Source organism: Desulfovibrio intestinivivus (assembly GCF_053570665.1).
Genome location: NZ_JBRBQT010000001.1, coordinates 1,842,563 through 1,868,941 on the forward strand (window position 1 = coordinate 1,842,563; position 26,379 = coordinate 1,868,941).

Annotated in this window: 20 protein-coding genes; 10 read left to right on the forward strand and 10 right to left on the reverse strand. The window is 57.7% G+C overall.

Annotated features, from left to right (window positions below; translation table 11 throughout):
* Positions 1-383 precede the first annotated feature (383 nt).
* Complete coding sequence (locus tag ACUZ9P_RS07930; RefSeq protein WP_449249300.1) at positions 384-1,733, forward strand: alanine/glycine:cation symporter family protein; 1,350 nt, start codon at positions 384-386, stop codon at positions 1,731-1,733.
* Between the two features lie 152 nt (positions 1,734-1,885).
* Here the strand turns inward: ACUZ9P_RS07930 and ACUZ9P_RS07935 are convergent, their stop codons facing one another.
* The 4 genes from ACUZ9P_RS07935 to rfbF form a co-directional block, all read right to left on the reverse strand.
* Positions 1,886-2,863, reverse strand: coding sequence for a prenyltransferase (locus ACUZ9P_RS07935; RefSeq protein WP_449249301.1), 978 nt, complete (start codon positions 2,861-2,863; stop codon positions 1,886-1,888).
* Between the two features lies 1 nt (position 2,864).
* Positions 2,865-3,362, reverse strand: a complete 498-nt coding sequence (locus ACUZ9P_RS07940) for a dTDP-4-dehydrorhamnose 3,5-epimerase family protein (RefSeq protein ID WP_227118589.1) — start codon at positions 3,360-3,362, stop codon at positions 2,865-2,867.
* The gene (gene rfbG / locus ACUZ9P_RS07945; protein WP_449249302.1) at positions 3,362-4,477 is read right to left on the reverse strand and encodes a CDP-glucose 4,6-dehydratase; all 1,116 of its coding nucleotides are present in this window, start codon (positions 4,475-4,477) and stop codon (positions 3,362-3,364) included. The genes ACUZ9P_RS07940 and rfbG overlap by 1 nt, the downstream gene beginning before the upstream one ends.
* Positions 4,478-4,601: 124 nt before the next feature.
* A complete protein-coding gene (gene rfbF / locus ACUZ9P_RS07950) occupies positions 4,602-5,366 on the reverse strand; it encodes a glucose-1-phosphate cytidylyltransferase (protein ID WP_449249303.1) in 765 nt (254 codons plus the stop codon).
* A 198-nt stretch (positions 5,367-5,564) separates the two neighbouring features.
* On the opposite strand from rfbF, the gene ACUZ9P_RS07955 reads away from it, so the two are divergent.
* Positions 5,565-6,239 (forward strand): hypothetical protein, encoded by a 675-nt coding sequence (locus tag ACUZ9P_RS07955; protein WP_449249304.1) that lies wholly within the window; start codon positions 5,565-5,567, stop codon positions 6,237-6,239.
* A 681-nt stretch (positions 6,240-6,920) separates the two neighbouring features.
* Entirely contained in the window at positions 6,921-8,126 is a 1,206-nt protein-coding gene (locus ACUZ9P_RS07960) for a hypothetical protein (protein ID WP_449249305.1), read from the forward strand.
* Between the two features lie 536 nt (positions 8,127-8,662).
* On the opposite strand, the gene hflX is transcribed toward ACUZ9P_RS07960, so the two are convergent.
* Together hflX and ACUZ9P_RS07970 are read right to left on the reverse strand one after the other, a co-directional pair.
* Complete coding sequence (hflX, locus tag ACUZ9P_RS07965; protein ID WP_449249306.1) at positions 8,663-10,192, reverse strand: GTPase HflX; 1,530 nt, start codon at positions 10,190-10,192, stop codon at positions 8,663-8,665.
* A gap of 250 nt (positions 10,193-10,442) precedes the next feature.
* Positions 10,443-11,030: an IMP cyclohydrolase gene (locus ACUZ9P_RS07970; protein ID WP_298996290.1), complete on the reverse strand. Its 588-nt coding sequence runs from the start codon at positions 11,028-11,030 to the stop codon at positions 10,443-10,445.
* A gap of 164 nt (positions 11,031-11,194) precedes the next feature.
* On the opposite strand from ACUZ9P_RS07970, the gene ACUZ9P_RS07975 reads away from it, so the two are divergent.
* From ACUZ9P_RS07975 to ACUZ9P_RS07995, 5 genes are all read left to right on the forward strand, one after another.
* Positions 11,195-12,001 carry an exodeoxyribonuclease III gene (locus tag ACUZ9P_RS07975; protein WP_324836913.1) on the forward strand — a complete coding sequence of 269 codons (807 nt, stop codon included), beginning with the start codon at positions 11,195-11,197 and terminating at the stop codon, positions 11,999-12,001.
* Between the two features lie 561 nt (positions 12,002-12,562).
* Positions 12,563-15,019 carry a DMSO/selenate family reductase complex A subunit gene (locus ACUZ9P_RS07980; RefSeq protein WP_449249307.1) on the forward strand — a complete coding sequence of 819 codons (2,457 nt, stop codon included), beginning with the start codon at positions 12,563-12,565 and terminating at the stop codon, positions 15,017-15,019.
* Positions 15,020-15,057: 38 nt separating this feature from the next.
* Positions 15,058-15,675 (forward strand): DMSO/selenate family reductase complex B subunit, encoded by a 618-nt coding sequence (locus ACUZ9P_RS07985; RefSeq protein ID WP_449249308.1) that lies wholly within the window; start codon positions 15,058-15,060, stop codon positions 15,673-15,675.
* Position 15,676: 1 nt separating this feature from the next.
* Positions 15,677-16,528 carry a dimethyl sulfoxide reductase anchor subunit family protein gene (locus ACUZ9P_RS07990; RefSeq protein WP_449249310.1) on the forward strand — a complete coding sequence of 284 codons (852 nt, stop codon included), beginning with the start codon at positions 15,677-15,679 and terminating at the stop codon, positions 16,526-16,528.
* A 46-nt stretch (positions 16,529-16,574) separates the two neighbouring features.
* Positions 16,575-17,144: a TorD/DmsD family molecular chaperone gene (locus tag ACUZ9P_RS07995; RefSeq protein WP_449249311.1), complete on the forward strand. Its 570-nt coding sequence runs from the start codon at positions 16,575-16,577 to the stop codon at positions 17,142-17,144.
* Between the two features lie 276 nt (positions 17,145-17,420).
* On the opposite strand, the gene ACUZ9P_RS08000 is transcribed toward ACUZ9P_RS07995, so the two are convergent.
* Both ACUZ9P_RS08000 and ACUZ9P_RS08005 read right to left on the reverse strand, forming a co-directional pair.
* Positions 17,421-17,750 (reverse strand): hypothetical protein, encoded by a 330-nt coding sequence (locus ACUZ9P_RS08000; RefSeq protein WP_022658059.1) that lies wholly within the window; start codon positions 17,748-17,750, stop codon positions 17,421-17,423.
* A 155-nt stretch (positions 17,751-17,905) separates the two neighbouring features.
* A complete protein-coding gene (locus tag ACUZ9P_RS08005; RefSeq protein ID WP_449249312.1) occupies positions 17,906-19,000 on the reverse strand; it encodes an efflux RND transporter periplasmic adaptor subunit in 1,095 nt (364 codons plus the stop codon).
* A gap of 286 nt (positions 19,001-19,286) precedes the next feature.
* On the opposite strand from ACUZ9P_RS08005, the gene speA reads away from it, so the two are divergent.
* Entirely contained in the window at positions 19,287-21,203 is a 1,917-nt protein-coding gene (gene speA, locus ACUZ9P_RS08010) for a biosynthetic arginine decarboxylase (RefSeq protein WP_449249313.1), read from the forward strand.
* Between the two features lie 1,465 nt (positions 21,204-22,668).
* Here the strand turns inward: speA and ACUZ9P_RS08015 are convergent.
* Entirely contained in the window at positions 22,669-23,646 is a 978-nt protein-coding gene (locus tag ACUZ9P_RS08015; protein ID WP_449249314.1) for an ABC transporter ATP-binding protein, read from the reverse strand.
* Entirely contained in the window at positions 23,640-24,746 is a 1,107-nt protein-coding gene (cobT, locus tag ACUZ9P_RS08020; protein ID WP_449249315.1) for a nicotinate-nucleotide--dimethylbenzimidazole phosphoribosyltransferase, read from the reverse strand. The genes ACUZ9P_RS08015 and cobT overlap by 7 nt, the downstream gene beginning before the upstream one ends.
* A 130-nt stretch (positions 24,747-24,876) precedes the next feature.
* Here cobT and ACUZ9P_RS08025 point away from each other — a divergent pair, with 130 nt between their 5' ends.
* Positions 24,877-26,316: a trypsin-like peptidase domain-containing protein gene (locus ACUZ9P_RS08025; protein WP_449249316.1), complete on the forward strand. Its 1,440-nt coding sequence runs from the start codon at positions 24,877-24,879 to the stop codon at positions 26,314-26,316.
* Positions 26,317-26,379: the final 63 nt, after the last annotated feature.

Genomic DNA, 26,379 nt, shown 5'->3' on the forward strand with positions numbered 1-26,379 from the left:
GGATACGGTCGCCGTATCCCCACTTTTTGTTGCAGCATGCGCTAGATGACGCATGCAACTTGCTGGTGAATTGTGGACGCTATATGCATTTTCCCCAAAAGTTGCGGAATGAAAGCTGGTCAAGCGTGAATATCCTGGTAGGGGGAAGCCAGGCTGTTTGAGTGTGGATATCGCAGTAGATTAAAACGGGAGTTGCGGAATGGCAAAAAGTCGCATATCACAACAGCCCGGCCTATTCTCATAGCGGTGATATACATTGCTATGGTGGTGAGATGCTGCTCGTAATAGCCGGGACATGCCTTGCGGTGGCATGTGCGCGGGACGTGGCATCTTATAGCAAATTTTCTTCAACTCACCAAATATTTAAGAAAATTAGAGTGTGTATGGAAAGTCTTATTGGCGTGCTGCAACAAATTCAGGAAATTGTCTGGGGCCCCCCAACCATGATCCTTCTCCTGATTACCGGGCTTTATTATACTCTCCGGTTGGGATTTCTTCAGTTTATCCATCTCCCCAAAGCCATTCGTTATATTTTTGAAAAAGAAGAAGGCAGTGTGGGCGATGTTTCCGCATTTGCTTCCCTCTGCACGGCGCTGGCCGCAACCATTGGCACAGGCAGCATTGTTGGCGTGGCAACCGCCCTGCGTGTGGGCGGGCCGGGCGCGCTCTTCTGGATGTGGGTTTCGGCAGTTCTTGGCATGGCCACAAAGTACGCTGAAGGCGTGTTGGCCATCAAATACCGCTCCATAGACGAGAATGGTGAAGTGGCTGGCGGCCCCATGTACTACATTGAGCAGGGCATGGGCATTAAGTGGAAGTGGCTTGCCAAGCTGTTTGCATTTTTTGGCGCGGTGACAGCCCTGATGGGCTGCGGCACATTCCCGCAGGTCAATGCGATCACGGAATCAGTCAGCAATGCCTTTAATATGCCGATCTCACTGGTGGGCGCTGTTGTGACAATTGCCACCGCCGCCGTTGTTCTTGGCGGCATCAAGTCCATTTCCAGCGTGGCTGAATTTGTTGTGCCGCTGATGGCGGCCTTTTACGTTGCAGCTTCGGCCTATGTGCTGTTCAACCAGTCGGCGGCGCTTCCTGGAGCTTTTGTTCTGGTTGTGAAGTCTGCTTTTGAGCCGACTGCCGTGGCTGGCGGCGCTACCGGCGCTGTCATAGTTTCTGTAATGACCGCCATGCGCACCGGCATTGCCCGAGGTGTGTATACCAACGAAGCCGGGCTTGGCAGCGCCCCCATTGTGGTGGCCGCAGCCAAGTCTGATTCCGGCGTGCGGCAAGGCCTGATTGCCATGACCGGCGTGTTTTTCACGACCATTGTCATCTGCACCATGACGGGGCTGGTTATTATCACCTCTGGTTTGCTGGAAAGTTCTACGCTTGACGGCGGTATCCTTTCCAACGCCGCATTCAATGCTGGTATGTCCGGCGACATGGGGATGTACGTAGTCTCCATCGGGCTGGTATTTTTTTCGTTTACAACAATCATTGGCTGGAATTACTACGGCGAACGGTGCGTTGTGTATCTTACGGACGGGGTAAAATACGTAATGAGCTACAAAATACTGTATATTTTGTGCGTAGCGGTTGCCCCGTATCTGTCCATCAGGCCTATCTGGTATATGGCCGATATCACCAATGCCTGTATGGCCTTTCCCAACCTTATTGCACTATTGGTGCTAAGCCCCATAGTCATAGCGGAAACAAAGAAATATTTTCAATGATTGACTGCCCGCATCGTAACTAAAGGCGCAAAAAAAGCCGGTAAATCTCCGGCTTAAACAGGTCTGTATGCATTTTTAAGGGCATTCCCGATTGCTGGTATAAACCGGCAACCAGGAATGCCCTTTTTCAGTTGATTGCAGCAGTGAGCGTTTTACAGCAGCACACCCAGTATCAGTGCCGCGCCGCTGATGAGGTAGCATTTGCGCACCAGAGGCCCGTGAGCGTCCAGCGGCAGCCAGTCGCCATCCCCGGCAAGGCGGATGCGGCGGCAGGCGGCCAGATAAAAGGGCAGGCCCGTCAGACACAGCACCACCGGCCAGCCCGCCAGCCCCGCTGCCCACAGGTTGCACAGCAGCAGCCACACCAGCGGCCACCACAGGCGGAACAGCAAAAATGCTCCGGCCTTGCCCAGAGTATTGGCAAGAGTATGCTTGCCTGCCGCCAGATCAGTTTCGATTTCCGGCAGGCTCTGGTAGTACAGCACCCCCGCCACCATCAGGCCCACGGGCAATGCCAGCGCAAGGCTGCACGGTTCAAAACGGCCCAGCAGCAGAGTGGCGCTGGCGCTCACCATGATAAAGCCCATGTTCAGACATACAAAAACTTCGCCCAGGGCGCGATGCCCGTAGCGGATGGGCGGCGCCACGTAAAAAACGGCGGAACCCACCGCGAACACGCTCAATGCCCAGAGCGCAGGCCGCAGGGCCGGGGCCAGCCCCAGAATCAGCAGGCCGCCCACGGCAAGCGTTGCCGGGGTAAGCAGGAGCAGAACAATGGACAGTTGGCGCGGGCTGATAAGGCCGGATTGGATGACGCGCGAGCCGCCGATGTTGTCGCCGCCGTCCACGCCAAGAATATGATCAAAGAGGTCATTGGCCAGATTGGCAATGGTCAGGCCCATAAAGCAGCCAGCCAGCAGCAGGGCGTAGGTTGCCCACTGCCCTGGCCGGATGCTCCCTTGCAGGCGAAAGGTCAGTGCCAGAGCCAGAGTAACCGGAATAGCCGCCGTAATGAAAAAAGGCGGGCGGCAGGCCTGCCACCACGCCCTTGCCTGTTGGCGGAAAGTAAGCTTTGGCGCGAGGGCAGGGCGGGGAACCCATGCCTCGCGCAAAAGATCGCCGCAGCGCATGTTATACGCCTCCTTCACTCCATGTGTAGGGAATGGAAGGGTCATCGGCGGGCAGTCGCTGCCCTTCAGTGGGGTCGTGGGGGATGTCGGCACAGTTGCAGATGAGCGCCGGGGCGTCACCCATAGCCGTAAAGCCGTACCACACGTTCACGGGGATGCGCAGCAGGCCGTAGTGTTCCGGTCTGCCAAGGGCCAGTTCGCACAAAACGCCGCGCGTCTCGGAATCTGGCCTGTCGTCATACATCACGATTTTCAGCAGGCCGGAAGGCACGGCAAAGTGCTGGGTCTGGCGGGTGTGGCGCTTCCATGCCTTGACGTGGCCGGGCAGCACCTCTGAAAAATAGATTTCGCCAAAGCCCTTGCTGAAGTCTGGCAACAGGGGCGAACCGGGGCGCAGCATGTGCAGCACCGGCCCGCCTTCTGTCGGAATGACCTTCAGGGGGTGCAGCAGTGCGCCTGCAATGCCCACATCCTGCGCAGTCATTTCTTCCGTATTCATTACTTTACCCACACCTGATTGCGCTGTTCGGCCGCGTTGACGTAGGCCGCGATCTGCCCAAGGGTGAAGTCGAGCATGTTCTGGGGCTGTTTGCCGTTCTGGCCCCGATAGAAGCAGTGGTACCATTCGGCGGTGTAGCGGATGGTTTCCTCAAAGGTGAGGGTGGCCTTCCAGCCCAGATGCGCCAGCGCTTTATCGCAGCAGAGCTTGAGCAGGGTGCATTCTTTCATGCCAGCCTGACCATTCTTGTCCATTTCGCTGGCAAAGCCGGGCCAGTGCAGGGCAAGGGCATCCACCACTTCGGCGACGGTGTTGTTGACGTCTGCCGCAGGGCCGAAGTTGTAGGCCTGACCGCGCAGGTTGAAAGGCTCGTTGAGGCCCAGCAGCAGACGCGCGCCAAGCCACAGGTAGCCGGAAAGAGGCTCCAGCACCAGCTGCCAGGGGCGCGTGGACCACGGGCTGCGGATCTGCACAGGCTGCCCGGCGGCCCATGCGCGGGCGCAGTCGGGCACAATGCGATCCTGTGCCCAGTCGCCGCCGCCAATCACATTGCCGGCGCGCACGGTGGCGCAGGCTGGGCCCTCCTTGAAAAAGCTTTCAAAATAGGAGTGGGCGATGATTTCCGCGCAGCCCTTGGAGGCGGAGTAGGGGTCGTGCCCGCCGAGGTGGTCGGTTTCGCGGTAGCCCCAGACCCATTCATCATTGCGGTAGCATTTATCGGAAGTAATCATGATGACGGCCTGCACATCGGGGCAGGCGCGCACAGCCTCAAGCACGTTGAGAGTGCCCATCATGTTGGCTTCAAAGGTCAGGGCCGGGTCGTCATACGACTTGCGCACCAGTGCCTGCGCCGCAAGGTGGAAGACCACATCGGGGCGGAACTGGCGCATGGCCTTGATCATGCTCTCGCGGTCGCGGATGTCGCCGCGTACATCGGCCTCGAGGTGCGCGCAAAGATCCATGGCGGTGTAGTGCGAGGGAGTGGTGGGCACGCAGTCAGAAAAACCGCCGACCACTGCGCCCATCTGGGTCAGCCATGCCGCAAGCCATGAACCTTTGAATCCCGTGTGTCCGGTTACAAAGACCCGGCGTCCTTTATATGCGTTGGCAAACATGTTGGTTCCTCGTTGGGTTTTCGCGCGTTGGCTGACGCGGAAAGGGGATGTGCAGCCTGTGAAGTAAGCTTCGGCTACGGGCAGGCCGCAGCCGAAGCTTTAACTAAGTGTTGCGAAGCGCCGTTTAGATCCAGAAGGCCTTGCCCGCGTCCCACATCTCGTTGAGCTTGATGGAGTCGCGCAGCGTGTCCATGCACTGCCACTGGCCGGGGTGCGGATACATGGAGAGCTGCCCTTCCGCCGCCAGCCGCTGCAAGGGTTCTTTTTCCAGATCGCAGGCTTCGTCCTCGGTGAGGTAGTCAAGAAATTCGCGTTTGAAGACGAAAAATCCGCAGTTGATAAATTCGTCCAGCACGGGCTTTTCTTCCCACGAAAGGATCTTGCCGCTGGCATCGGTGCGCACCGTGCCAAAGCGCGAGGGCATGCGCACACCGGTAAAGGTGCCGATGCTGCCCGACTGCTTGTGGAATTCGATGAGCTTGTTCAGGTCGATATCGGCAACGCCGTCGCCGTAAGTAACCATAAAGCGGTCGGTGTCAATGTGCTTGGCAACGCGCTTGAGGCGTCCACCTTTTTGCGTTTCCTGCCCGGTGTCGCACAGGGTTACGCGCCAGTCTTCAATGGGATTGGGGTAGGTGGTAATGTTGCCGCTCTTGAGGTCAACCGTAAAATCCGTATTGCGGATGTTGTAATCATGGAAATACTGCTTGATGACCTCGCCCTTGTAACCAAGGGGCAGGATGAAATCCTTGAAGCCAAAGCGCGCATAGATGGACATGATGTGCCAGAGCACGGGCCGTCCGCCGATCTCGACCATGGGCTTGGGTTTGACCGAGGTTTCTTCGCGCAGACGCGTACCCTTGCCGCCGCACATGATGATGACTTTCATTCTAAGCCTCCTGCCGCCGCGTTTCATGGCTTGTTCCGTTCGCGGCGTGTGGCCCATGTGTAGCAGAAGGGCGCAAGGAAAAAAAGCCCCGCAAGGGGGCTTGGGCCGACGGGATGCACTTTGCATTTGCGCCCGCACGGCGTAGAATAAGCAAAGCGCATTCAAACCCAAACTTTTTTGTGCGCAAGAGAGGTAGTTATGATGTTGTTTCGCCGTGGTTTGCTGTTGCCGCTGGTGCTGCTGATGGGCGCACTGGTTGCGGCCTGCGTTACTTCCGGCCCGCAGAAGGCGCTGAATGATGTGGCCGACGCCCTGAACAAAAATGACGGCGCGGCTTTTCTGGCGCAAATTGACATGAAGCCCTTTGCAACCAACCAGATTAAAAATATGACGCGCGAAGATCAGGCGCTCAACGCCCTGGATTCCATGGGGCGTTTGCTCGGGCTGGGTGGTATGGAAGACCTTTTGGGCAGCGTTGTGGATATGCAGGCGCGCTTGCAAAAGCAGTATATGCGCGGCGTGAGCACGGGCGAGCTGGTAGCCCAGTGCGGCAAGGCTGACACTCCTGACTGTCCGTGGGTGCCTGAGAGTCTGAAGGCCGCCAAGGTTACCGAGCTTGGGGCCGATGCGGCGGTGGCGCAGGTGACTACGCCCGCCCGCATGACCAGTTGGCTTGCCCTGCGCAAGGTGGGCGAGAAGTGGCTGGTGGTTGGGCAGGCCGTGATGGAAAGCACTGCCAGAGAGTATGCGCTGCAGAAGGCTCCGGCTGCTCCTGAAAAGCCTGCGCCGGTAGCGCCCACGCCCAAGGAAGCGCCGGAGAAGGCCCCTGTGCCGGGGAATCGCGCCGACAAGGATGGCGTGACGAAGATTTAGGGTAAATTTGCGAGCGCATAGGGCGAAGTAAGAAGGGATTGGTGGCGGGGTGAGCCTGTCATGCTGATTTACGCAAACCCGTCTTTTACGCCCTGAATGCGTCAGCGCCGGGATTTTGATGCTCACGTACATGAGTACGCTGCGCTCAAAATCCCGGCGCTTCCTTTTCAGGACGCAAAAAGCGTATTTTGCAAATTCGCCCAACACCAGCCATCGCCTTCGCGTTGCTCCGGCGAGTTTAAGGAAGGCGACCCCACGACCATCTCCTGATGGCGGTGGAGTTTTCTGACTCACAAACTTCCCATCTGGTCATTGTTGAATGGAATTTGCCATTATCGCAAGTACCTTGTTGAAGTAGCACATTTCTTTGTTTTCTGTCAGAATTTGTCCACGCGTGGTGATGCCAGAATATTTAGGGCTACTGAGAAAGAGACAAAGCTAATCCCTGAATTTTGGCGAGATCAGTGGTATTGGGCTGAAAAAGATATTAATTAAAGCGAAAGCGCTCTCCGGCATTAAGGAAGCGCGGAGGGTGATCACCTTGGCGAGCGCAGCGCGTGAAGGAAAAGTCCGTTAAGCAATACGCTTGTCGGAGATACTTGGCACCTGCTTTTTGGGTATTGCGGTGGCAGTCTGAAAGATAAAAATGATTGTTATTATTAGCTTGCGAGTAGATTAGCTATGAGTAAGGCCAAGTTGAGGAAAATAAATCTTGACGATACTTCTAAAAAAAAATTGGAAGAATCAGGCACAAGGCTATTTCGAGAGCAAATGGATGCATTTAATAATTCACTCTATGGTCAAATTAGAATTTTTGAACAAAACCAAGAGAATTATTTAAAGAATATTATAAATAAAATTACTGAGCCACAGGCGACACTTAAACGCAGATTAAATGATGCATCGCCATTCAAAAAACTAGAAAACGATCTCGAACAGATCAATTGCATCGCAGGCATTGGAAGTAAGCTGAACTCTACCGGTTGGAATAATTCTTTATCAAGTGTGATGAAGTCCATTGTTGATCAATGGAAGATCATAGACTTTAAATCAAGCCTTTCTGTTTCATCTTTTCATCAAAATTCCAGTATTGGCCGTTCTGCTAAGCAGTGGCAAAGATATTACGAACAGAAAAGTAAATTTTCTCCTTTGCTAAAACTCCTTACGCAATACGATGGAGTTGGTGTCGATCAATATCTGTCTAGTATAGATGCAAGCAAAAAATTAAAGGGGGATTTTGAAAAACTTAGGTGTAAGTTGCCTGACGGGCTATGCGGCTCTCAGCAAGTCAGTGCAAAGAAATTTGAAACACTTATTAATGATGTTGAATCACACACTAATGATTTGTCATCAATTTCTGAGGGACAATGCAGGGCAGCTTATGCAGCAGCAAGCGCCTATTTAAATTCAAATTCCGGCGCATCCGACCTTCAGACGAAGATGGCAACATTGTCGCCCGGAACCAGGTTGCTTATTAATGTAATTATCCAGTGTGTGATTATCCCTTTGATTGCTTTTTATGTGCTTGAATTTAGAAGAGATATTGCAGTAAAAATTTCTAGTATTCCCGCGTGTGAATATGCATCATTGCGCCAGGGCATGGGGATTAATACCCCGGTGGCCGAAATAACAAACCCTAATGGTGCACGCGTTTACCCTGATGCAACGGATGACGTTGCTCCAGTTTACAAATTTGAGCATAAGGAATTTGTAGCACTCATGTGGGACAGAACCCCGGACAGTCAATGGCGGAGAGTCGCCTACGCATTCAATACAGAAAACAATACTCCCATCAAGTTTGGTTGGATACGAACGAATACTTACGAGCGAATCCGCATGCCAAGGAAAAATTTGGTTGGCCTTTATTCTGAGATGTTTGAAGAATAGTGTGGTCGAGAGGCCACGAGCTCTTTAGATAGCCGTGTTGGAACAGGGGCTTTGGGCGTTAAAACTCTCAAAATAGATTCTAAGTGTTTTTCTTTAGTATCTATAATTGCGACTCATATTTGGCTGAAGCGGATTTTGATCGGATCGAAAGCGCCCTCTGGCATTAACGCGGCGCGGAGGGAGATCACCTGAGCGAGTGCAGCGAGCGAGGGAAGCTCCCGCAGCTATGGCCGCGTTGCCCTCGTTGTTTTGAGGCAGTTGAAAGCGCTCTTAGGGGGTGCTTCGGGGGGGATGCAAGGGGGGCCGAGAAGGGGGCGAAGCCCCATAACCGGCCCCACCTTGCCGCACGCCGCGCAGGCGTCCCAAACTCCGCCAGAAGGCGGAACCGAGTGCCCGCAGGGCAGCAAAAAGAATTAGTTTCTGGCAGGCTAGGCGAAACCGCACGCCGCGCAGGCGTCCAAACTCCGCCGGAGGGCGGAACCCAGTGCCCGCAGGGCAGCAAAAATAATCAATCGCCGCCGCGCAGGCATCTCCCCCTAATTCAGTACTGTCGGCGCATCAGACGCGATCATGCTCGCAGGATGCCGCAGCAATAAAAGCTCCAGCTCCTCCAGCAAAGCCTTGCAGCCCTCGCCGTTCATGGCGGAAATCGTCAACGCATGGGGAAAGGCATCCGCCAGCTCCGCGCGAGCCGGGGCTTCCAGTTGATCCCACTTGTTCAGAATCATCAGACGCGGCATGTGATCCAGTTCCATTTCGGCGAGGATGCCTTCCACAGCGCTTATCTGCTGCAAGAGGTCAGGATGCGAGGCATCGGCAACGTGCAGCAAAAGATCGGCGGCTTCCAGCTCCTCAAGGGTCGCGCGAAAGGCGTCCATCAGCTCCTTGGGCAGATTGCGGATAAAGCCCACGGTGTCGGCCATGATGATTTCTTTTTCCGCAGGGAAGCGCAGCCGTCGGGTGGTGGGGTCAAGCGTGGCGAAGAGTTTGTTTTCGGCCAGCACTTCCGAGCGGGTAAGCGTGTTGAGCAGGGTGGACTTGCCCGCATTGGTGTAGCCCACAAGGGCCGCCAGCGGGATGCCCTGACGTGAGCGCCTGGCGCGGGTGAACGAGCGCTGCCGCCGCAACTGGTCAAGCTCTTTGCGGATGCGGGCCATGCGTTCGCGGATTTTGCGGCGGTCGGTCTCCAGCTTGGTTTCGCCGGGGCCGCGCCCGCCAATGCCGCCCATGAGGCGGTCCATGGCGCGATTTTTACCCACAAGGCGTGGCTGCGTATAGCGCAACTGGGCCAGTTCCACCTGGAGCTTGCCCGCGCGGCTCACCGCGTGCTGGGCAAAAATATCCAGAATAAGCTGGGTGCGGTCAATGACCTTGCGCTCGGTGATGTCTGCCAGATTGTGCAACTGAGCGGGCGAAAGCTCGCCGTCAAAAACCATCATGCCTGCACGGCCTTGCAGGGCCAGCACTTCAAGTTCTGCCACCTTGCCCTTGCCCATGATGAGGCGCGGGTTGATCTGCGCCACGCGTTGCACCATGCGCCCGGCAACGGTCAAGCCTGCGGTGCGGGCCAGTTCCGCCAGTTCGTCCAGATTGCGTTCCTGAATGATGCGTGGCTGCGTGCCTACAGAAACCAGCATGGCGCGGGGGGTATCGTCCGCCTCGCGGGCGTCCTCTGCCTTGCGGGCCAGCTCTTCTTCCAGGGCTTCCGCGGTGGCTACAAACTGTGATTCCGTGCGGTCCCACGGCTGGGGCGTATCCAGATGATAGGGCTGGCTGCCCGAAGGATTGGGCAAAAGATGGGCCGCCTGCCACTGCACGGGCTCGCCAACCGGGTTCACGGTGAGCGCCACCACGGCATCCAGCCGCAGAAACAGCATATCCATCAGGTCTTCCTGGCTGATGCCGCCGGGGGAAAGGTGGGTGTGCAGCAGGCGCAGGCCGCGCAGGCGTTCCTGCCCGCTGCGACCGCGCGGCAGTTCAGGGATCATGATGCTGCCCGCCTCGCCCACAATAACCATCTGCACCCGGCCCTTGCGGTCGATGAGCAGGCCCAGTTGCCGCCCCACGGCGCGTGAAAGCAGGGAGAGTTCCCGCGCCTGGTCAACGGTGTAGACTTCTTCCGCCGGGAAACGACGGTTGAACAGACGGGTGAGTGCTGCAAGCTGGCTCGGCTTGAGCCCCTGAACGTTACCTTCTGGCTTTGGGATGGGAAGCTCCTGAACGAAAAAATGTTAACCGCACCCGCAACCACTGTACCTCAAAAGGGGCAGGGCTGCGGGTGCGTGAACAAATGCGGTGCGTGGGCTGTGTACAAGCCTAGGGACGCAGATACGAGGTGATCAGTGCGTCATAGCGCGAGGTTGCCTCAAAAGCGCGCGAGGCCATGACCTGCCGGAACTCAAGGCCCACGGTGGTGTCTTTTTCCATTTCTTCCATGGCGGCGGTGTACCACTGCGGCGAGGGCAGCACCAGAATGCTGTGGAAGTTCTTGGCCGCAGCGCGCAGCATGCAGGGGCCGCCGATGTCAATTTCCTCCACGGCCTGCTCAAGCGAGAGGTGACGTTCCACCGCGCCTGCAAAGTCGTAAAGGTTGACGCAGACAAGGTCAAAGGGGCGAATGCCCTTTTCCGTCAGGGTCTGCATGTGCTGCGGCTCGTCCTTGTTGGCCAGAATGCCCGCATGAATCTTGGGGTGCAGGGTTTTGACCCGGCCCCCCAGAATCTCTGGGAATCCTGTTACCGTGCTTACTGCGGTAACGGCCAGCCCGGCCGCCTCAAGGGCCTTCTGGGTGCCGCCGGTGGAGATAAGCTCCACCCCCCGCGAGGTAAGAAACGTGGCAAACTCCACAAGGCCGCTTTTGTCCGTAACGCTCAGAATAGCGCGACGAATTGGCAAAATATCCATAAGCGACTCCTTGAAAAATGTCCCGAAAAGGGTTTGGCGGCGTATATACGCCCACATTCTTGATACCGCAAAAAGCCCGTTCTGGCAATGCGTTGCAGATAAAGCCATCCCTGAGGCCCCTTGCCCGCAAAGCAAGGCAAGGCTATGCTGCGGCAGGAGGACGTATGCAGCTCAAGCTTGTTTCATGGAATGTCAATGGCCTGCGCGCCGTGGCGGGCAAGCCCGAATGGGAATGGTTTTCGCGTACTGAAGCGCAGGTTGTGGCCTTGCAGGAAACCAAGGCCCACCCTGACCAGTTGAGCGAAGACGTGCGCGATCCTGACGGATGGGAATCCCACTGGTCGTGGAGCACGGTAAAAAAGGGCTACTCGGGCGTGGCGGTATTCAGCAAGATACCTTCGCTGAATGTCAGCATAGAGCTGCCCCAGCCGGAATTTCAGGGCGAAGGCCGTCTGCTGCATCTGGAGTACCCGCAGTTCCACTTTTTTAATGGCTACTTTCCCAATGGCGGTGCGGAAGAACTGGACGACAACGGCAAGCCCACGGGCCGCTTCAAGCGTGTGCCTTACAAAATGGGCTTTTTCGACGCCTTTCTCGCCTATGCGGAAGAATGCCGCAAGAGCAAGCCTATTGTGGTTTGCGGGGATTTTAATATAGCGCACAGGCCCATTGACCTAGCGCGCCCCAAGCAGAACGAAAAGTATACGGGTTTTTTGCCCGAAGAGCGGGCCTTTCTGGATCGCTTTACAGCCATGGGCTATGTGGACACCTTCCGTCATGTGCATGGCGACAAGGCAGACAGCTATTCCTGGTGGTCGTACAAGAGCCGCGCACGGGAAAAGAACGTGGGCTGGCGTATCGACTATTTTTTTGTATCGCAGGAGCTAGTGCCGGCTGTGCGCGATGCCTGGATTGAAACGGACGTCTTTGGTTCAGACCACTGCCCCGTGGGGCTGTGCCTGGAATTCTAAGGCCGCAAGTCATCTCTGTCGCCGGGCTGGAATCAAGCGGTTCCAGCCCGGCATTTTTTTGCCTGAGGCCTGCCCCCTCACAGTGTAGTACCGGGCAGAACAAATCCATGCATTCTCCGCAATCCCGATCGTAAACTGCTCATATTTTTCTGAACATGCTGCGCAAGCGGCTATCCTGAAAATGCAAAGTTGCTCAAAACGCATGCGTTGAGGCCGACTCCGGCGGTATTGCCTTCCTGTAAAATGGAGGGTAACAGTAACGGTTATGGCAACGAGCGTGAATATTGCGGTTTTTCAACCTCGCAACAGCCTGAATAATGTGCAAGGAACAGTAGCTCCCCACTTTTGAGGCGCTCCGTCAGATGGAGCGCGCCCGCCAGGAACCATCGCCCACCCCGTGGATTTTGTCCGATACTCCTGAGTGCCAATACGTGGCCTATGTCCTTTTGATTCAGTCCTGTCTTCACCTGCTCTTGGGTTTGCCCCTACTCTGATTTCCCCCTCCTGTCCCGGAGGGGAAAGGTTACCTTGCCGCGTCTGCGGCACAGAATGAGGATTGTGATGAAAAAATATTCCGACTCCACCCCGCCTTTGCTCGCGCACAGGGAAGTGACCCGGCGCGAAGTTCTCAAGTGGTGTACCGCGCTTGGCGGTGCATCCCTTTTGCCATTGGGCGGTGGTTTGCCCCTTGGTCTGGCCCGTGCCGCCACCCAGCCGCCGTATGGCGCGGGCGAGCAGTGCTTTTATTCCGGCTGCGTGGTGAACTGCGGCTCGCAGTGTACGCTGCGCGCCTTTGTCAAAGATGGCCGCGTTACGCGCGTGGAAACGGATAATTCCGATGACGGCCCCAACAACAGGGCCATCCGCGCCTGTCTGCGCGGGCGTTCAATGCGTAAATACACCTATTCGCCCGACCGCATTAAGTACCCCATGCGGCGCGTACCCGGCGCCAAGCGCGGCGAAGGAAAGTTCGAGCGCATTTCCTGGGACGAAGCCCTCGATACCGTGGCCAAGGAATGGGTGCGCGTACTGAACACCTACGGGCCGGAGTCCATCCACCGCCTGTACGGCTCGGGCACAACGTCCAGCGGCATGACGCGCCGCAACGAATTTTTCAGGCTTGCCAATTTGCTTGGTGGGCATCTGGACGAATACGGCACATACAGCACTGCCCAGATTTCAGCAGCCATTCCATATCTCTACGGAATCAATGCGGGCAATACCATCAATGACATGGCTAACTCAAAGCTCATCGTCATGTTTGGCTGCAACATTCTTGAAACCCGCCAGAGCGGCGGCGGCCTTTCTTATGAGTTGTTTGAAGCCAGAAAAAAGGGCAATGCCCGCATCATCATGGTTGATCCCCGGTATTCGGATTCCATGGCAAAGCTGGGGGACGAATGGGTGCCCATCCGCCCCGGTTCTGACGGCGCGCTTATCGCGGCCATTGCCTATGTGCTCATGAACGAAGGGCTGGTTGACCAGCAGTTTGTGGACACCCACTGCCTTGGTTTTGACGAGGAGCACATGCCCGAGGGCGTGCCCGCAGGCAACAGCTACCGCGCGTACATCATTGGCGAAGGCCCGGATAAAACGGCGAAAACGCCGCAGTGGGCGGAAACCATCACCGGGTATCCGGCGGAAAAGATCATCCGCCTTGCCCGCGAGATCGGCTCCACCAAGCCCTGCTGCGTTATTCAGGGTTGGGGGCCGCAGCGCCACGCCAACGGTGACACCATTTCCCGTTCCATTGCCATGCTTGCCATCCTTACCGGCAACGTGGGCATTGCCGGGGGCGGTTCCGGCAGTGCGGAAAGCGTGAGCCAGATCGGTTTTCCACGCATGCCCGAAGGCACTAATCCGGTCAAGACGCGCATTTCTTTCTACACCTGGGTCAACGCCATTGATGACTACACCCAGGTGACTGCCAAAAAGATGGGCCTGCGCAACAAGGAAAAGCTGGATCACGGCATCAAGTTCTTGTGGAACAGCTCGGGCAACGCCCTCATCAACCAGCATTCGGACATCAACGGCACACGCAAGATTCTTGAAGATGAAAGCAAGTGCGAGTGCATTGTGGTGGTGGAAAACCGCATGACGGCTTCGGCAAAATTTGCGGATATCCTCCTGCCTTCCGTGACGCCGCTGGAACAGGACGACATCATCCAGCAGGGCTATCAGGTGGATCAGAGCTCCCTGCTCATTGCCCGCAAGGCCATTGAACCCCTGTTCGAGACCCGCTCGCAGTATGATATTTGCGCGGCCCTGAGCGAAAAAATCGGCAAGCTTCTGGGCCTGCCCGATCTGACGGCAAAATATACCGAGGGCCGCAGCCAGCTTGACTGGGTGAAGCACCTTTACGCCCAGGCCCGCGCCAAAAAGCCGGAACTGCCGGAATCCTTTGACGAAGCTTCAAAGATCGGCCTGTTCAAGTGGTTCCCCATGCCGCAAAAGGTTGCCTTCAAGGCTTTTCGTGACGATCCGGCGGCCAATCCGCTCAAGACGCCTTCGGGCAAGATCGAAATATTCTCCAAGCGCCTGTGGGATCTGAACCAGACTTGGGAACTGCCCGAGGGCGATGCTATTTACGCCATACCCGTGCATGAAAAAACATGGGAAGGCCCGTGCGATTATGAGGGCATGAAAAAACATCCCTTCCAGCTTATCGGCCACCACTACAAGGGGCGCGCGCATTCAAGCTACGCCAACATTCCCTGGCTTGAGCAGGTTGCCCCGCAGCAGCTCTGGATGAACGAGGCCGATGCGGCGCAGCGCGGCATCAGGCACGATGACATGGTCAAGGTGTTCAACGACCGCGGCGCTGTGGTCGTGCGGGTCAAGGTGACGCCGCGCATCATGCCCGGTGTGCTCAGCCTGCCGCAGGGCGCATGGTACACCCCGGACAAAAACGGCGTGGATCAGGGCGGGTGCATCAACACCCTGACAAAAACGCACATGACCCCCTTGGCCAAAGGCAATCCGCAGCACACCAATCTTGTGGATGTGGTTAAAATCTAGCCTGTTGCGCGGAACTGTCTGCATTGAGGAGATTTATTGTGAAACAGCCGGCTTTTTATATAGATATGACAGCCTGTACGGGCTGCAAAACATGTATGGTGGCCTGTATAGACGGCCACGACCTGCCTCAGGGCGTCATGTGGCGGCGCGTGGCGGAGTACACGGGCGGCAAATGGGTGCGCCGCGCCAACGGCACGTATGACCAGAACGTGTTCTCCTACTATACGTCCGTCAGTTGCAACCACTGTCAGAACCCCGTGTGCGTGAAGGTTTGCCCCACCACAGCCATGCACAAGGACGAGCAGGGCATTGTGAGCGTGGACCCCGACAAGTGCGTGGGGTGCCGCTATTGCGAGTGGAACTGCCCTTATTCCGCCCCTCAGTATGACAAGCAGATGGGCAGAATGACCAAGTGCGATTTCTGCAAGGACAGGCTGGCAGCCGGGCTCAAACCCCTGTGCGTGGAAGCCTGCCCCATGCGGGCCATCCACTTTGGCGAATATGAAGACCTGAAAAAGCAGTTCGGCGATGCCGTGCATGTGGCTCCGCTGCCGGAGCAGAACGTGACCTCCCCCTGTCTTGTGATTACGCCGCCTCACAATGCGCAGCCTGTGGGCAGCAACATGGGCTGCATCCGTAATCCGGAGGAAATGTAACATGGAGTATCTTCAGGAATTTCCGCTGGTATTCTTTACCTTGCTGGTGCAGATGGCCGTAGGCATGGTGCTGGTGGGCAAGTGCGTGCTTGGCAACGAAGCCGACCGCGCACTGCGTGAAGGCGTGCGGCGGCAGAATGTGGCGGCGCTGCTTCTGTTTGCCGTGGCCGTGATCATCAGTTTTGTGCATCTGGGCACGCCCCTGCATGCACCCTTTACCTTGCTGCACGTGACGCAGTCGTGGCTCAGCCGCGAAATTCTCATGATCGGCCTTGTGGGGATTGCCCTGCTGTGGCTGGTGGTGGTCGGGCGCAAAAAGCATGCGGTGGATGGCGAGAAGAAAGCCATGATCGTGGCGGGCCTGTGCGGTATAGCGCTGCTGTTCGTTATGAGCTGCGTTTACAATCAGGCCACAATGCCCGGCTGGCGCAACTGGGGCGTTTTTACAGCCTTTCTGGCTTCCACATGTCTGCTGGGTGGATCCTGGCATGGCGTGGTGCTGAGCCTGTGCAAGGAAGCCGCACCCGTGCGCGCACTGGGCCCCTGCCTTGTGTGGGCGGTGCTGGGCCTTGTGCTTATGGCCGTGAGCCTGCCGCTGGCAATGCCTGAGCAGTCTGCCCTTGTCAATCCGGGTTCCCGCCTGCTACCCCCGGCGTGTATTGCCTGGTCGCACGGGTTGCACGCATTGGCCTCGGGTCTGGGCGTTGTACTGCTGGCTCTGGCTGCGGCCCGTGGCATGCAGGGCAAAGGATTTCGTCCGGCGCTGGCGGTTCCCGCATTTCTCCTGATTGTTCTGGGTGAAGTGTTCGGGCGGCTTGTTTTTTATCTTTCCTATTCACGCCTGGGCATGTAGGCACGGCAAACTCTACGGGGGCCATCTGGCCCCCGCATCAATACATATGGAACAGGAACAGTTGACGCAATACGTTGTGGCTTTGCAGTTTTGCAGCCGCATTTTCCAGAATTCGCCGGATGAAGACCTGCTGCGCGGCGTCATTGGCGGCGGGCTTTTGCAAGGTTTTGGTGCTTGGTCATGTTTCAGGCCTTCAGAGCTGGCTGAAAAGCTTTGGGGCGAGGCTCTTGATCCGGAGGGCCGCACTGCCGCCCTTACGGCAGCCTATCCGGCAGAGGCGGCGCAGGGCTCCTGCCGCGCGCTGTACCTGGATCTGCACATGGATCATCTGGCCCTGTTTTCCGGGCCGCAGCCTGCCGCCGCGCCGTGGGAATCCGTGTGGCGGGAGAAAGACCGCCTGCTTTTTGGCCGCAGAACCCAGGAAGTGCGCGACTGCTACAGGGCGTGGGGCATTGCCGCAGAGCGGGACGGGCACGAGCCCGAGGACCATCTGGGGCTGGAACTGGCCTTCATTCTTTTTCTTGTGCAGAACATGGACGGGGCCGTTGCCTCAAGCCAGGGGCAATCCCCGGCGGCTGCGCTGGCGGCTTTTATGGACGAGCACATCCTGGCCTAGGCTGGAGACTGTCTGAAAAAGGCTTCGGAATGCGCCAATACGGTGTTTTACCGCGAGATGTCGGCTCTTTGTTGCCTGCTGCTCGGAAACGTGCGGGCGCTCATTCAGGAATAGCCTGTACAGCGCACGCCAAAAGGATTTTGAGCAACGACAAAAGCCGTTCCTTGCCGAAAAAGGCGGGAACGGCTTTTGTTTGAGCAATTTGCCATCCGGCGAAATACAGGGGTGAGCAATTCTTGTTAGAAATTGCTCCGTTAGGGCGAGGGCAGCCCCGGTCTAGTCCAGCAGGCCCAGCAAACGCGCAACGCGCTGTTCGTTCAGGCCGCTATGCACCTGCACAAGATCCTGACTGTGCTGCATGGCTTCCTGCTCCACCTGAGCAAGGGCCTGACGCATTTCATCAGAATTGAGCATGTGCGGGGTGCCGGGAACAGTCTGTTCCAGAACCGGCGCGGCGGAGGTGCTGACGTCATCGTCAGCGGGCGCTGCCGGGGCCGCGGGGGTACTTTCTGCCCTGTTCACGGGCAGCATGGAGTTGACCCTTTCCTGAAAGGTAGGAAAAACAGGCCCCAGATCATTATTGCGAAAACGGAATTCCAGTTCCATCGGGCTTCTCCTCAGGCTTGACGCCTTGCTGCGTCATTGCACTCGCGCTTGAGCGCGCGGCGGCCATGTGGAAAAATTGACCGCCTGTTGGTATTGCCCGAAAATATGCAAATATCAGGCCGTTGTGTGCGGCACTGGTTTGCTTCTGTAAAGTTTCAGTCCATGATCTTGACCATCAGGCCCGGAGCCAGCCGTACCTGACCATCCACCACAATTTTGTCGCCCTCGGCCACGTTGCCGTCCACAACCGTGCGGTCAGCGTATTCAAACAACGGCCTCACCTTGCGATAGCTGGCCCGGCTGTCCTTATCCACCACGTACACGTAGGATTCGTCCCGGCCAGACTGCACGGCACGTGTGGGCACGGTCAGAGCCCCGGCGGCCATGCCCAGCGGCAGCTCCACCTGCACAAATTGCCCCGGCCACAAACGGCGCTGGCTGTTTTCAAAGGTGGCGCGCAGCCGGATGGTGCCGGTACGCGTGTCTACCGTATTGTCCACAAGGGTGAGAAGGCCTTTTTCCGTCGCGCCCCCGGCAGGCGTTGCAGAAACCGATACCGTTGTTTGCGCCATCTGTTCTATGATGACAGGCAGGTGCGCCTCTGGCACAGAAAAGCCCACATAAATGGGCGAAAGCGTGTCTATGCTGACAATAACTGTGGCGTCAGCTGATTTGACCATGTTGCCCTTGTCCACATTGAGTGCGCCCACTCGCCCGCTGATGGGAGCCACCACCGTGCAGTAGCTGAGGTCAAGGGCGGCGCTTTCCACAGCTGCCTTGTCAGACTGCACCGTGGCGCGCAGGGCCGCCGCATCGGTCGCGGTCTTCTCATAGGCATCGCGGCTTACGTAACCGCCGCCCACGAGCTTGCCGTAACGGTTCATGTCGTCTTGGGCTTTGGCAAGCTGCGCCTGCGATTTGGCAAGTTGCCCTTTCTTTTCGCGCAGCGCGGCCTCAAAGGGGCGGGGGTCAATGGTGATAAGCGGGGCGCCCTCGCGCACATTCTGACCTTCGGTAAAGTGAACCTGCTGAATTTCGCCCGTTACGCGGGGCTTTACCCCCACAGAGGCAGAAGCCCGCACGTTGCCCACAGCATGCAGCAGGCGCGGCACATCGGCCCGTGCAACGGCTTCAACCCGCACAGGGGCAGACGGCACAGCATTTTTTTTGCTGTCGTCTTGCGAGCAGGCCCCAAGGGCGAGCAGAAAAAAAAGCAGGAGGAGAGGAAGGGGATTCTGGGCTGGTTTCATGGCGTTCCCCATAAGTGTGAAATAGCCGACATAAGGCCGTTGCGCGCAAGAGAAAAAATGAAGCAAGGAGTACCCGCCGTCAAGAAGATAGTTAGCCACGCACCTAACAATCTGCGCTTGCCGCCCTTTTTGCGATGATTGACATTCGGCACGGTCACGGCATAATTACGCCGCATTTTTCGTGCAACCATCTGTGGTCGTTTTTTGAACGGCGGCAGCCTAACGCCCCATTTTCGGAGCTGAATCAACATTATATATGCGCCTTGCGGCGCTCCAGGAGCAGGAATTGGCAAAAAACCGCGCATTGCAGCAGTGGCGGGTGGAAGATTCCATCGAACTGTACGGCATCCGTAATTGGGGTGCCGGGTATTTTGACGTGTCGGATGCGGGCGAAGTTGTGATTTGTCCGCAGGGGCCCAAGGGGCCGCAGGTTTCGATACCGGAAGTTATCGCCGGGCTGAAAGAGCGCGGGTATGATATGCCCGTGCTGTTGCGCGTGGAAAACATTCTGGATTCGCGCATTGCCAATATCCACGAATCATTCCGCAAGGCTATCAAAAATCTGAATTATACGGGTTCGTACCGTGGCGTTTTTCCCATCAAGGTCAACCAGCAGCAGCAGGTTGTGGAAAAAATAGCCCAGTTCGGCTCCACCTACCATCACGGCCTGGAGGTCGGCTCCAAGGCGGAACTCATTGCCGCCGTGTCGCTCATGCGCGACCGCGAGGCCTGCATTGTCTGCAACGGCTACAAGGACGAAGAATTCATCGACCTTGGGCTTCAGGCTCTGCGCCTTGGCTTTAACGTGCTCTTTGTTCTCGAAATGCCCAGCGAGCTGGAAGTTGTGCTTGAGCGCAGCAAGGCGCTCGGCGTGCGGCCCAACATCGGCGTGCGCGCCAAGCTGGCCGTAAAGGCCAGCGGCCACTGGACGGATTCCGGCGGCGAACGCTCCACCTTTGGCCTTTCACCCGCGCAGATCGTGGACGTGGTGGATACTCTCAAGGCCAACGACATGCTTGATTGCTTCAAGCTGCTGCACTACCACCTCGGGTCGCAGGTTTCCAATATTCGCGACATCCGTACCGGTGTCATGGAAGGCGCGCGCCTTTACGTGGGCCTGGTGCAGGAAGGCGCCCCCATGGGCTATCTTGACCTTGGCGGCGGTCTGGCTGTGGACTATGACGGTTCGCACACCAACTATGTTTCGTCGCGCAACTATACGCTCGATGAATACAGCGCCGACATTGTTGAAGCCATCATGAGCATTCTTGATGAGCAGAAGATCCCGCATCCGCACATCATTACGGAATCCGGCCGCGCCACAGTGGCCTACTATTCCGTGCTGCTCTTTAACGTGCTTGATGTGAGCATGGTGGAAGAAGTGCAATTGCCCGACACCCTGCCCGAAGGTACGCCGGAGCCGGTGCAGAACCTGCGCGAAACCCTTGCCAACATCACCCTGCGCAATTTGCAGGAGTGCTATAACGATGCCATTTACTACCGGGACGAGATGCGTCAGCTGTTCTCGACCGGGCGGGTGAATCTGCGTCAGCGCACCTTGGCCGAGCGGTTTTTCTGGGCCATCATCATGCGCATTGCTCAGGAGAAAACACGGCTCAAGACGATACCCCGCGATCTTGCGGATATCGACGTGAGCCTTGCCGACATCTATTACGGCAACTTCAGCGTGTTCCAGTCCTTGCCCGACTCCTGGGCCATTGACCAGCTGTTCCCGGTTATGCCCGTGCATCGGCTCAAGGAATTTCCTTCGCGGCAGGGCATTATTTCTGATATTACCTGCGATTCTGATGGCCGGATTGACCATTTCATTGACCCGCAGGGCATGAAGCCCACCCTTGATCTGCACCCCTTGCGGGACGGCGAGGAATACTACCTTGGCGTGTTCCTGGTGGGTGCGTATCAGGAAACCCTGGGTGATCTGCACAACCTTATGGGCGACACCAACGTTGTTTCCATCAGGGTGCGGGATGACGGCAATTATGAGTATGTGCGCGAAATCAGGGGTGACTCTGTGGCGGATATTCTGAGCTATGTGGAATATGAACCGCGCCGCATTCTGGAAGATCTGCGCAGTACGGCGGAGCAGGCTGTGCGGCAAGGGCGGATTTCGGCCAGCGACCGGTTTGCCATTATGCAGGCATTTGAAGACGGGTTGCGCGGGTACACCTATTTTGAACGGTAGAGGCTGCGCAGGGTAGCCTGTGCGGTAGAAATAAGACAGTAAGGCTGGGAAAGTTTGGCGGCGGGGTGAGCCTGTCGAGCGCATTTACGCAAACCCGACTTTTTTGACCTGACTGCGTTAAAATCCTGTTTTTGATGCTCACGTACACGAGTACGCTGCGCTCAAAAACAGGATTTTTCCTTGTCCGGCCAGAAAAATGCGTATTTTGCAAATTCACTCAACACCAGCCATCGCCTCCGCATTGGCTCCGGCGAGTATAAGGAAGGCAACGCCACGACCTGCTTCTGATGATGGCTAGTGGGTGAAAGGCAGTTAAAGGCAAGAAAGTCAGAAAAGGCAAAAGAGTCGGAAGAGCTTGGTGGAGTGGGTGAGCCTGTCAGGCTGATTTACGCAAACCCGACTTTTGCACCCTGAATGCGTCAGCGCCGGGATTTTGATGCTCACGTACTTGAGTACGCTGCGTTCAAAATCCCGGCGCTTCCTTTTCAGACCGCAAAACGCGTATTTTGCAAATTCGCCCAACACCAGCCATCGCCTCCGCGCTGCTCCGGCGAGTTTAAGGAAGGCGACGCCACGACCTGCTCCTTATGGTGACTGTAAGGAAAAGCATAAGGGCAGCTAGAGAGAAGGCAAAAGCCCGTGGATCGGGTTAGATTTTTGTTGTTCAGAGGGTCAGCGAGCGTCAGGGATAGGGGAAATATTGCTTCTGGGCTAATGAGTTGTCTTGTGATTCGACATAGAACTAGTTTTTGCCGCAAGTGTGAGGTAGTAGCGATTTCGGCTGGGTAGGAGGGAAGTGTGGTTACAACAGGGAGAGCGGGAGCGTGGTGAGGATTGCAGTTCGGTTCCAGTTGCGCGTAGTTTTTTCAATAGTCAATTCTGCCCGTGATCGTGGGCTGAAACGGACTCACATTCAAAGCGAAAGCATCCTCTGGCATTTACGCGGCGCGGAGGGAGATCACCTGAACGAGCGTAGCGAGTGAGGGAAGCTCCCGCAGCATAAGACGCGTTGCCCTCGCCAATTTATGGAAGTTGAAAACCTTTCTTAGGGAGGTGCTTCGGGAGGGATGCAAGGGGGGCCGGAGTGTTGACGCAGTCAACGCGACCGGAAATCAGGAGCGGGTCGCGGCTTTGCCGCGCCGTCAGCGACTGATATCCGTGCCTTTCCGCCCGGCGGCCATACCGCCGATGGCGGCCCAAACACCGCGTTGCGGGTTTGGCATCAGATTGGCGGGCACAGCCCCATAACCGGCCCCGCCTTGCTGCGCGCCGCACAGGCGTCCCAACTTCGCCGGATGGCGAAAACGCCGTGCCCGCAGGGCAGCAAGAACCAAAGGGCATCCCTCGCCGGGGATGTGAAATCGCACGCCGCACAGGCGTCCCATACTCCGCCGGAGGGCGGAACCTCGTGCCCGAAGGGCAACAATGCTAATCAACCCGCGCCGGGAAGGCGCATAAAGCGAAATTACGCCTCCCAACACCTTGCCCGCCAGCCGGAGCCAAGTTCCTTCCACTGTGGGGCTTCGTGGCGGCAAATGTCCTTTGCCTTGGGGCAACGCGGGTGAAAGCGGCATCCGGCGGGCGGAGCCAAGGGGCTTGGCAATTCACCTTCCAGCGCGGCAATGGGTTCGCCCCGGCGGCTCCCGGTGGGCATGGCAGCCATGAGAGCCTGTGTATAGGGGTGCGCCGCGCCGCCAAAAATGGCATCGGTGGGGCCTTCTTCCACAATCTGGCCCAGATACATGACCAGGATATGGCGGCACAGAAAGCCCACCACCGCCAGATCGTGCGAAATGAAAAGATAGGCTGGCCCGAACTGCTCCTGCACTTCGCGCAGGAGGTTGAGCGCCTGCGCCTGCACCGAGGCATCGAGTGCGGAAACAGGTTCGTCGCACACAACCACGTCTGGCCGGGTGATGAGCGCCCGCGCCACGGCAATGCGCTGCCGCTGCCCCCCGGAAAACTCGTGCGGATAGCGGCGGCCCGTGCCTTCAAGCCCCACGGTAGCCAGCATGGCCTCGGCCTGTGCATGGCGTTCCTCGCGGGAGACGCCGCGCGCCGCCAGCGGCTCTGCCACGGAATTGCCCACCGTGAGCCGGGGATTGAGGGACGAAAAAGGATCCTGAAAGATCATCTGAATGCGCCCGGCAGCCCAACTGTCCGCCCCGGCGGGGGGCAGGGAGCGGCCATCAAGCAGCACCTGCCCCTGAGAAGGGGCCAGCAACCCGCAGGCCAGACGCCCGAGGGTGGATTTGCCGCAGCCGGATTCGCCCACCAGACCAAGGCTTGCGCCCTTGGCGAGGCTCAGGCTAACGCCGTCTACGGCAACCAAAGAGCGCCTTTCGCCGAACAGCCCTCGCCGGATGTCAAACACCCGTGAGACATCCTCCAGCCGCAGCAGGGCGGATGCGGAAGACTGGTCCGGCGCAAGCTGATTCAGCATGTTTTGCCCGCCACGCCTGCGGAGCTGAAAGTCGCCATGTCGTTGTACACGGAGGCAGCGCAACGCAGCAGGTGATAGGCCACAGCGCCGCCCGTTCCTTCGCCAAGGCGCATGCTCAGGTGCAGCAGCGGATTGTTGCGGGTTTCGCCGCCGGTCAGCTTGGAGAGCGCGCGTACGTGGCCCGGCTCTGCCGAGGCGTGGGAAAGCACGGCGTAGTCGGCAAGCTGGGGGCAGATGTGCAGGCCCGCCACATAGGCCGCGCTGCATATAAAGCCGTCAACCAGCACGGGCAGGCGGCGCGAGGCTGCGCCAAGCATCAGCCCGGCCATGAGGACAATTTCAAATCCGCCCAAGGCGGCCAGAATATTGATGGGGTCGTCGCCTTCCAGCATGGAAGCATTGACTGCCAGCGCGCGGCGCACGATTTCGGTCTTGTGGCGCACCATGTCGGGGTCCGCGCCAGCGCCGGGGCCTGTCATCTGCTCGGGGTCAAAGTGCAGCAAGGCGCAGTACAGGGCCGTGCCTGCCGTGCTGTTGGCAATGCCCATTTCGCCCACGCCGAGGCAGCGGTACCCATTATCCGCAAGCTGGTGCGCCAGTTCCACGCCCATGCGCAGCCCCTTGAGGCATGTTTCGCGGCTCATGGCCGGGCCCTGGCTCATATCTGCGGTGCCGTCGCCCAGACGGCGCTCAATGAGGATGGAGTGCGGCTCATAGGGGCCGCCATCGCAGCCTGCGTCCACCACGCGCAGATCCATGCCCGAGGTCTTGCACAGAACATTGACCGCCGCGCCGTTGTTGAAAAAGTTTTGCACCATCTGGCGCGTCACGGCCTTGGGAAAAGGCGAAACGCCCTGATCGGCAACGCCGTGGTCGCCAGCAACCGTAAGCATGATGGCAGGGCTGACGCTGATGGGCGCTTGCCCGCCGCTCATGGCGTAGAGCCTCTGGGCGAGGTCTTCGAGGCGGCCAAGGCTGCCCTGCGGTTTGGTGAGGTCATCCAGATGGGCCTGGGCATCGTCCAGGTCTTTCTGAAGCAGGGGCGCAATGCGCAGGCCGGGCAAAATCAATTCCAACAGGTCGGATTGAGTGGTTTTCATGCCGCTTATTTATCCTTAACAAGGGGCGTGCGCAAGACGGGACGGCTCGCCGCTGTGCGGAGTAAATCCATTTGGGGGCCTTTACGATCGCGTCAACGTGCTTATGTTAGCGACGAGGTAAGGAATTTATATGAAAATCAGACCCATCTATATACAAAAAAATCTGCCTTGCCGTGGGAGTTCGCGCCTCGGACGGGTAGAAGCGGCGGCAGTTGAGGGAAGTTTTGCCCTGCGCCTGTTTTTTTTGATGCTGGCAGCGGCGCTGCTGCTGTGCACACCTTCTCGGGCTGGGGCCGTAGCGGCGGACAGCCCCCGCATGACCCCTGTGGTGCGCGCCGTGCAGGCAGTTGCCCCGGCGGTTGTGAACATAACGAGCACACATATTGTTGAAGGGCAGCGGCTTTCGCCCCTTGAGCAGTTTTTCGGACCGGGCTTTCCCGGCTTGCCGGGTTTTGATATGCCCGGCGGGCGTAAAGTGCGACAAAAGCGCGTCAGTCTTGGTTCTGGCGTCATTGTAGACGGAGAAAAAGGCCTTGTGCTCACCAACGCGCATGTTATCGCGGGTGGGGACGAAGTCATGGTGCATCTGCTGGACGGCAGGGAATTTCCCGCCGCCGTCAAAGGGGCTGACCCGGATTTTGACATTGCCGTGCTCCAGATCAAGGGAGCGTCAAAGCTGCCTGCCGTAAAGCTCGGCGATTCAGGCGACATCATGCCGGGCGAGACCGTCATCGCCATCGGCAATCCCTTTGGTTTCAACCATACCGTCACCACGGGCGTGGTTTCTGCCCTTGGGCGCACTATCCGCAACAAGGACGGCGCGTTCACCGACCTTGTGCAGACTGACGCGGCCATTAACCCCGGCAACAGCGGCGGCCCGCTGCTGAACATCGAGGGGGTGCTCATAGGCATCAATACGGCCGTGGATGCACGCGCCGAGGGGATCGGTTTTGCAATCCCCATCAACAAGGCCCGCCGCGTCATGCACGACCTCATGAGCGCAGGCCGCGTGGCCCCGCTCTGGCTGGGCCTTGATTTGCAGGATGTGGACGGGCAAACTGCCATGGCCCTGGGCCTCAAAGATGCCGGCGGCGTGCTGGTTACGGCGGTGTTTCCCGGTTCTCCCGCTGCCAAGGTGGGCATAGCGCCCGGCGACATACTTGAAACCATAAATTCTTCACCTGTGCGCGACAGGCGCGATTATCTGGATATTTTGCGCAACCAGACAGCCGGAACCCCCTTGCGGCTGCAACTGCTGCGCGAGGGCGGGCCGTTGAAGATCGAGGCGACCCCCGAACCCTTTGGCGATGCGGAGGCCCGCGCCCTGCTGGAGCGTCGCTGGGGATTCAGCGCAGCGCAAACTGCGCAGGGCGTGGTGGTGCGGCAGGCCAGGGCAGACGGCCCGGCATCTTTTTTGCGTCAGGGCGACCACATAACAGCGGTGGGCGCTGCCGAAACCAGAACCATGGAAGATTTTTTACAGGCTTTCAGAAGAGAGCGCATGTCCGGGCAGATTTTGTTGCAGGTTGTGCGCAACGGCAAAGGCTATTACGCGCGTCTTGTGCCATAAGGCTCATAGGCGTTTTGTAACCAGTTGTTGAGGCAAAATATTTTTTAAAAAACTTTTCCGCCT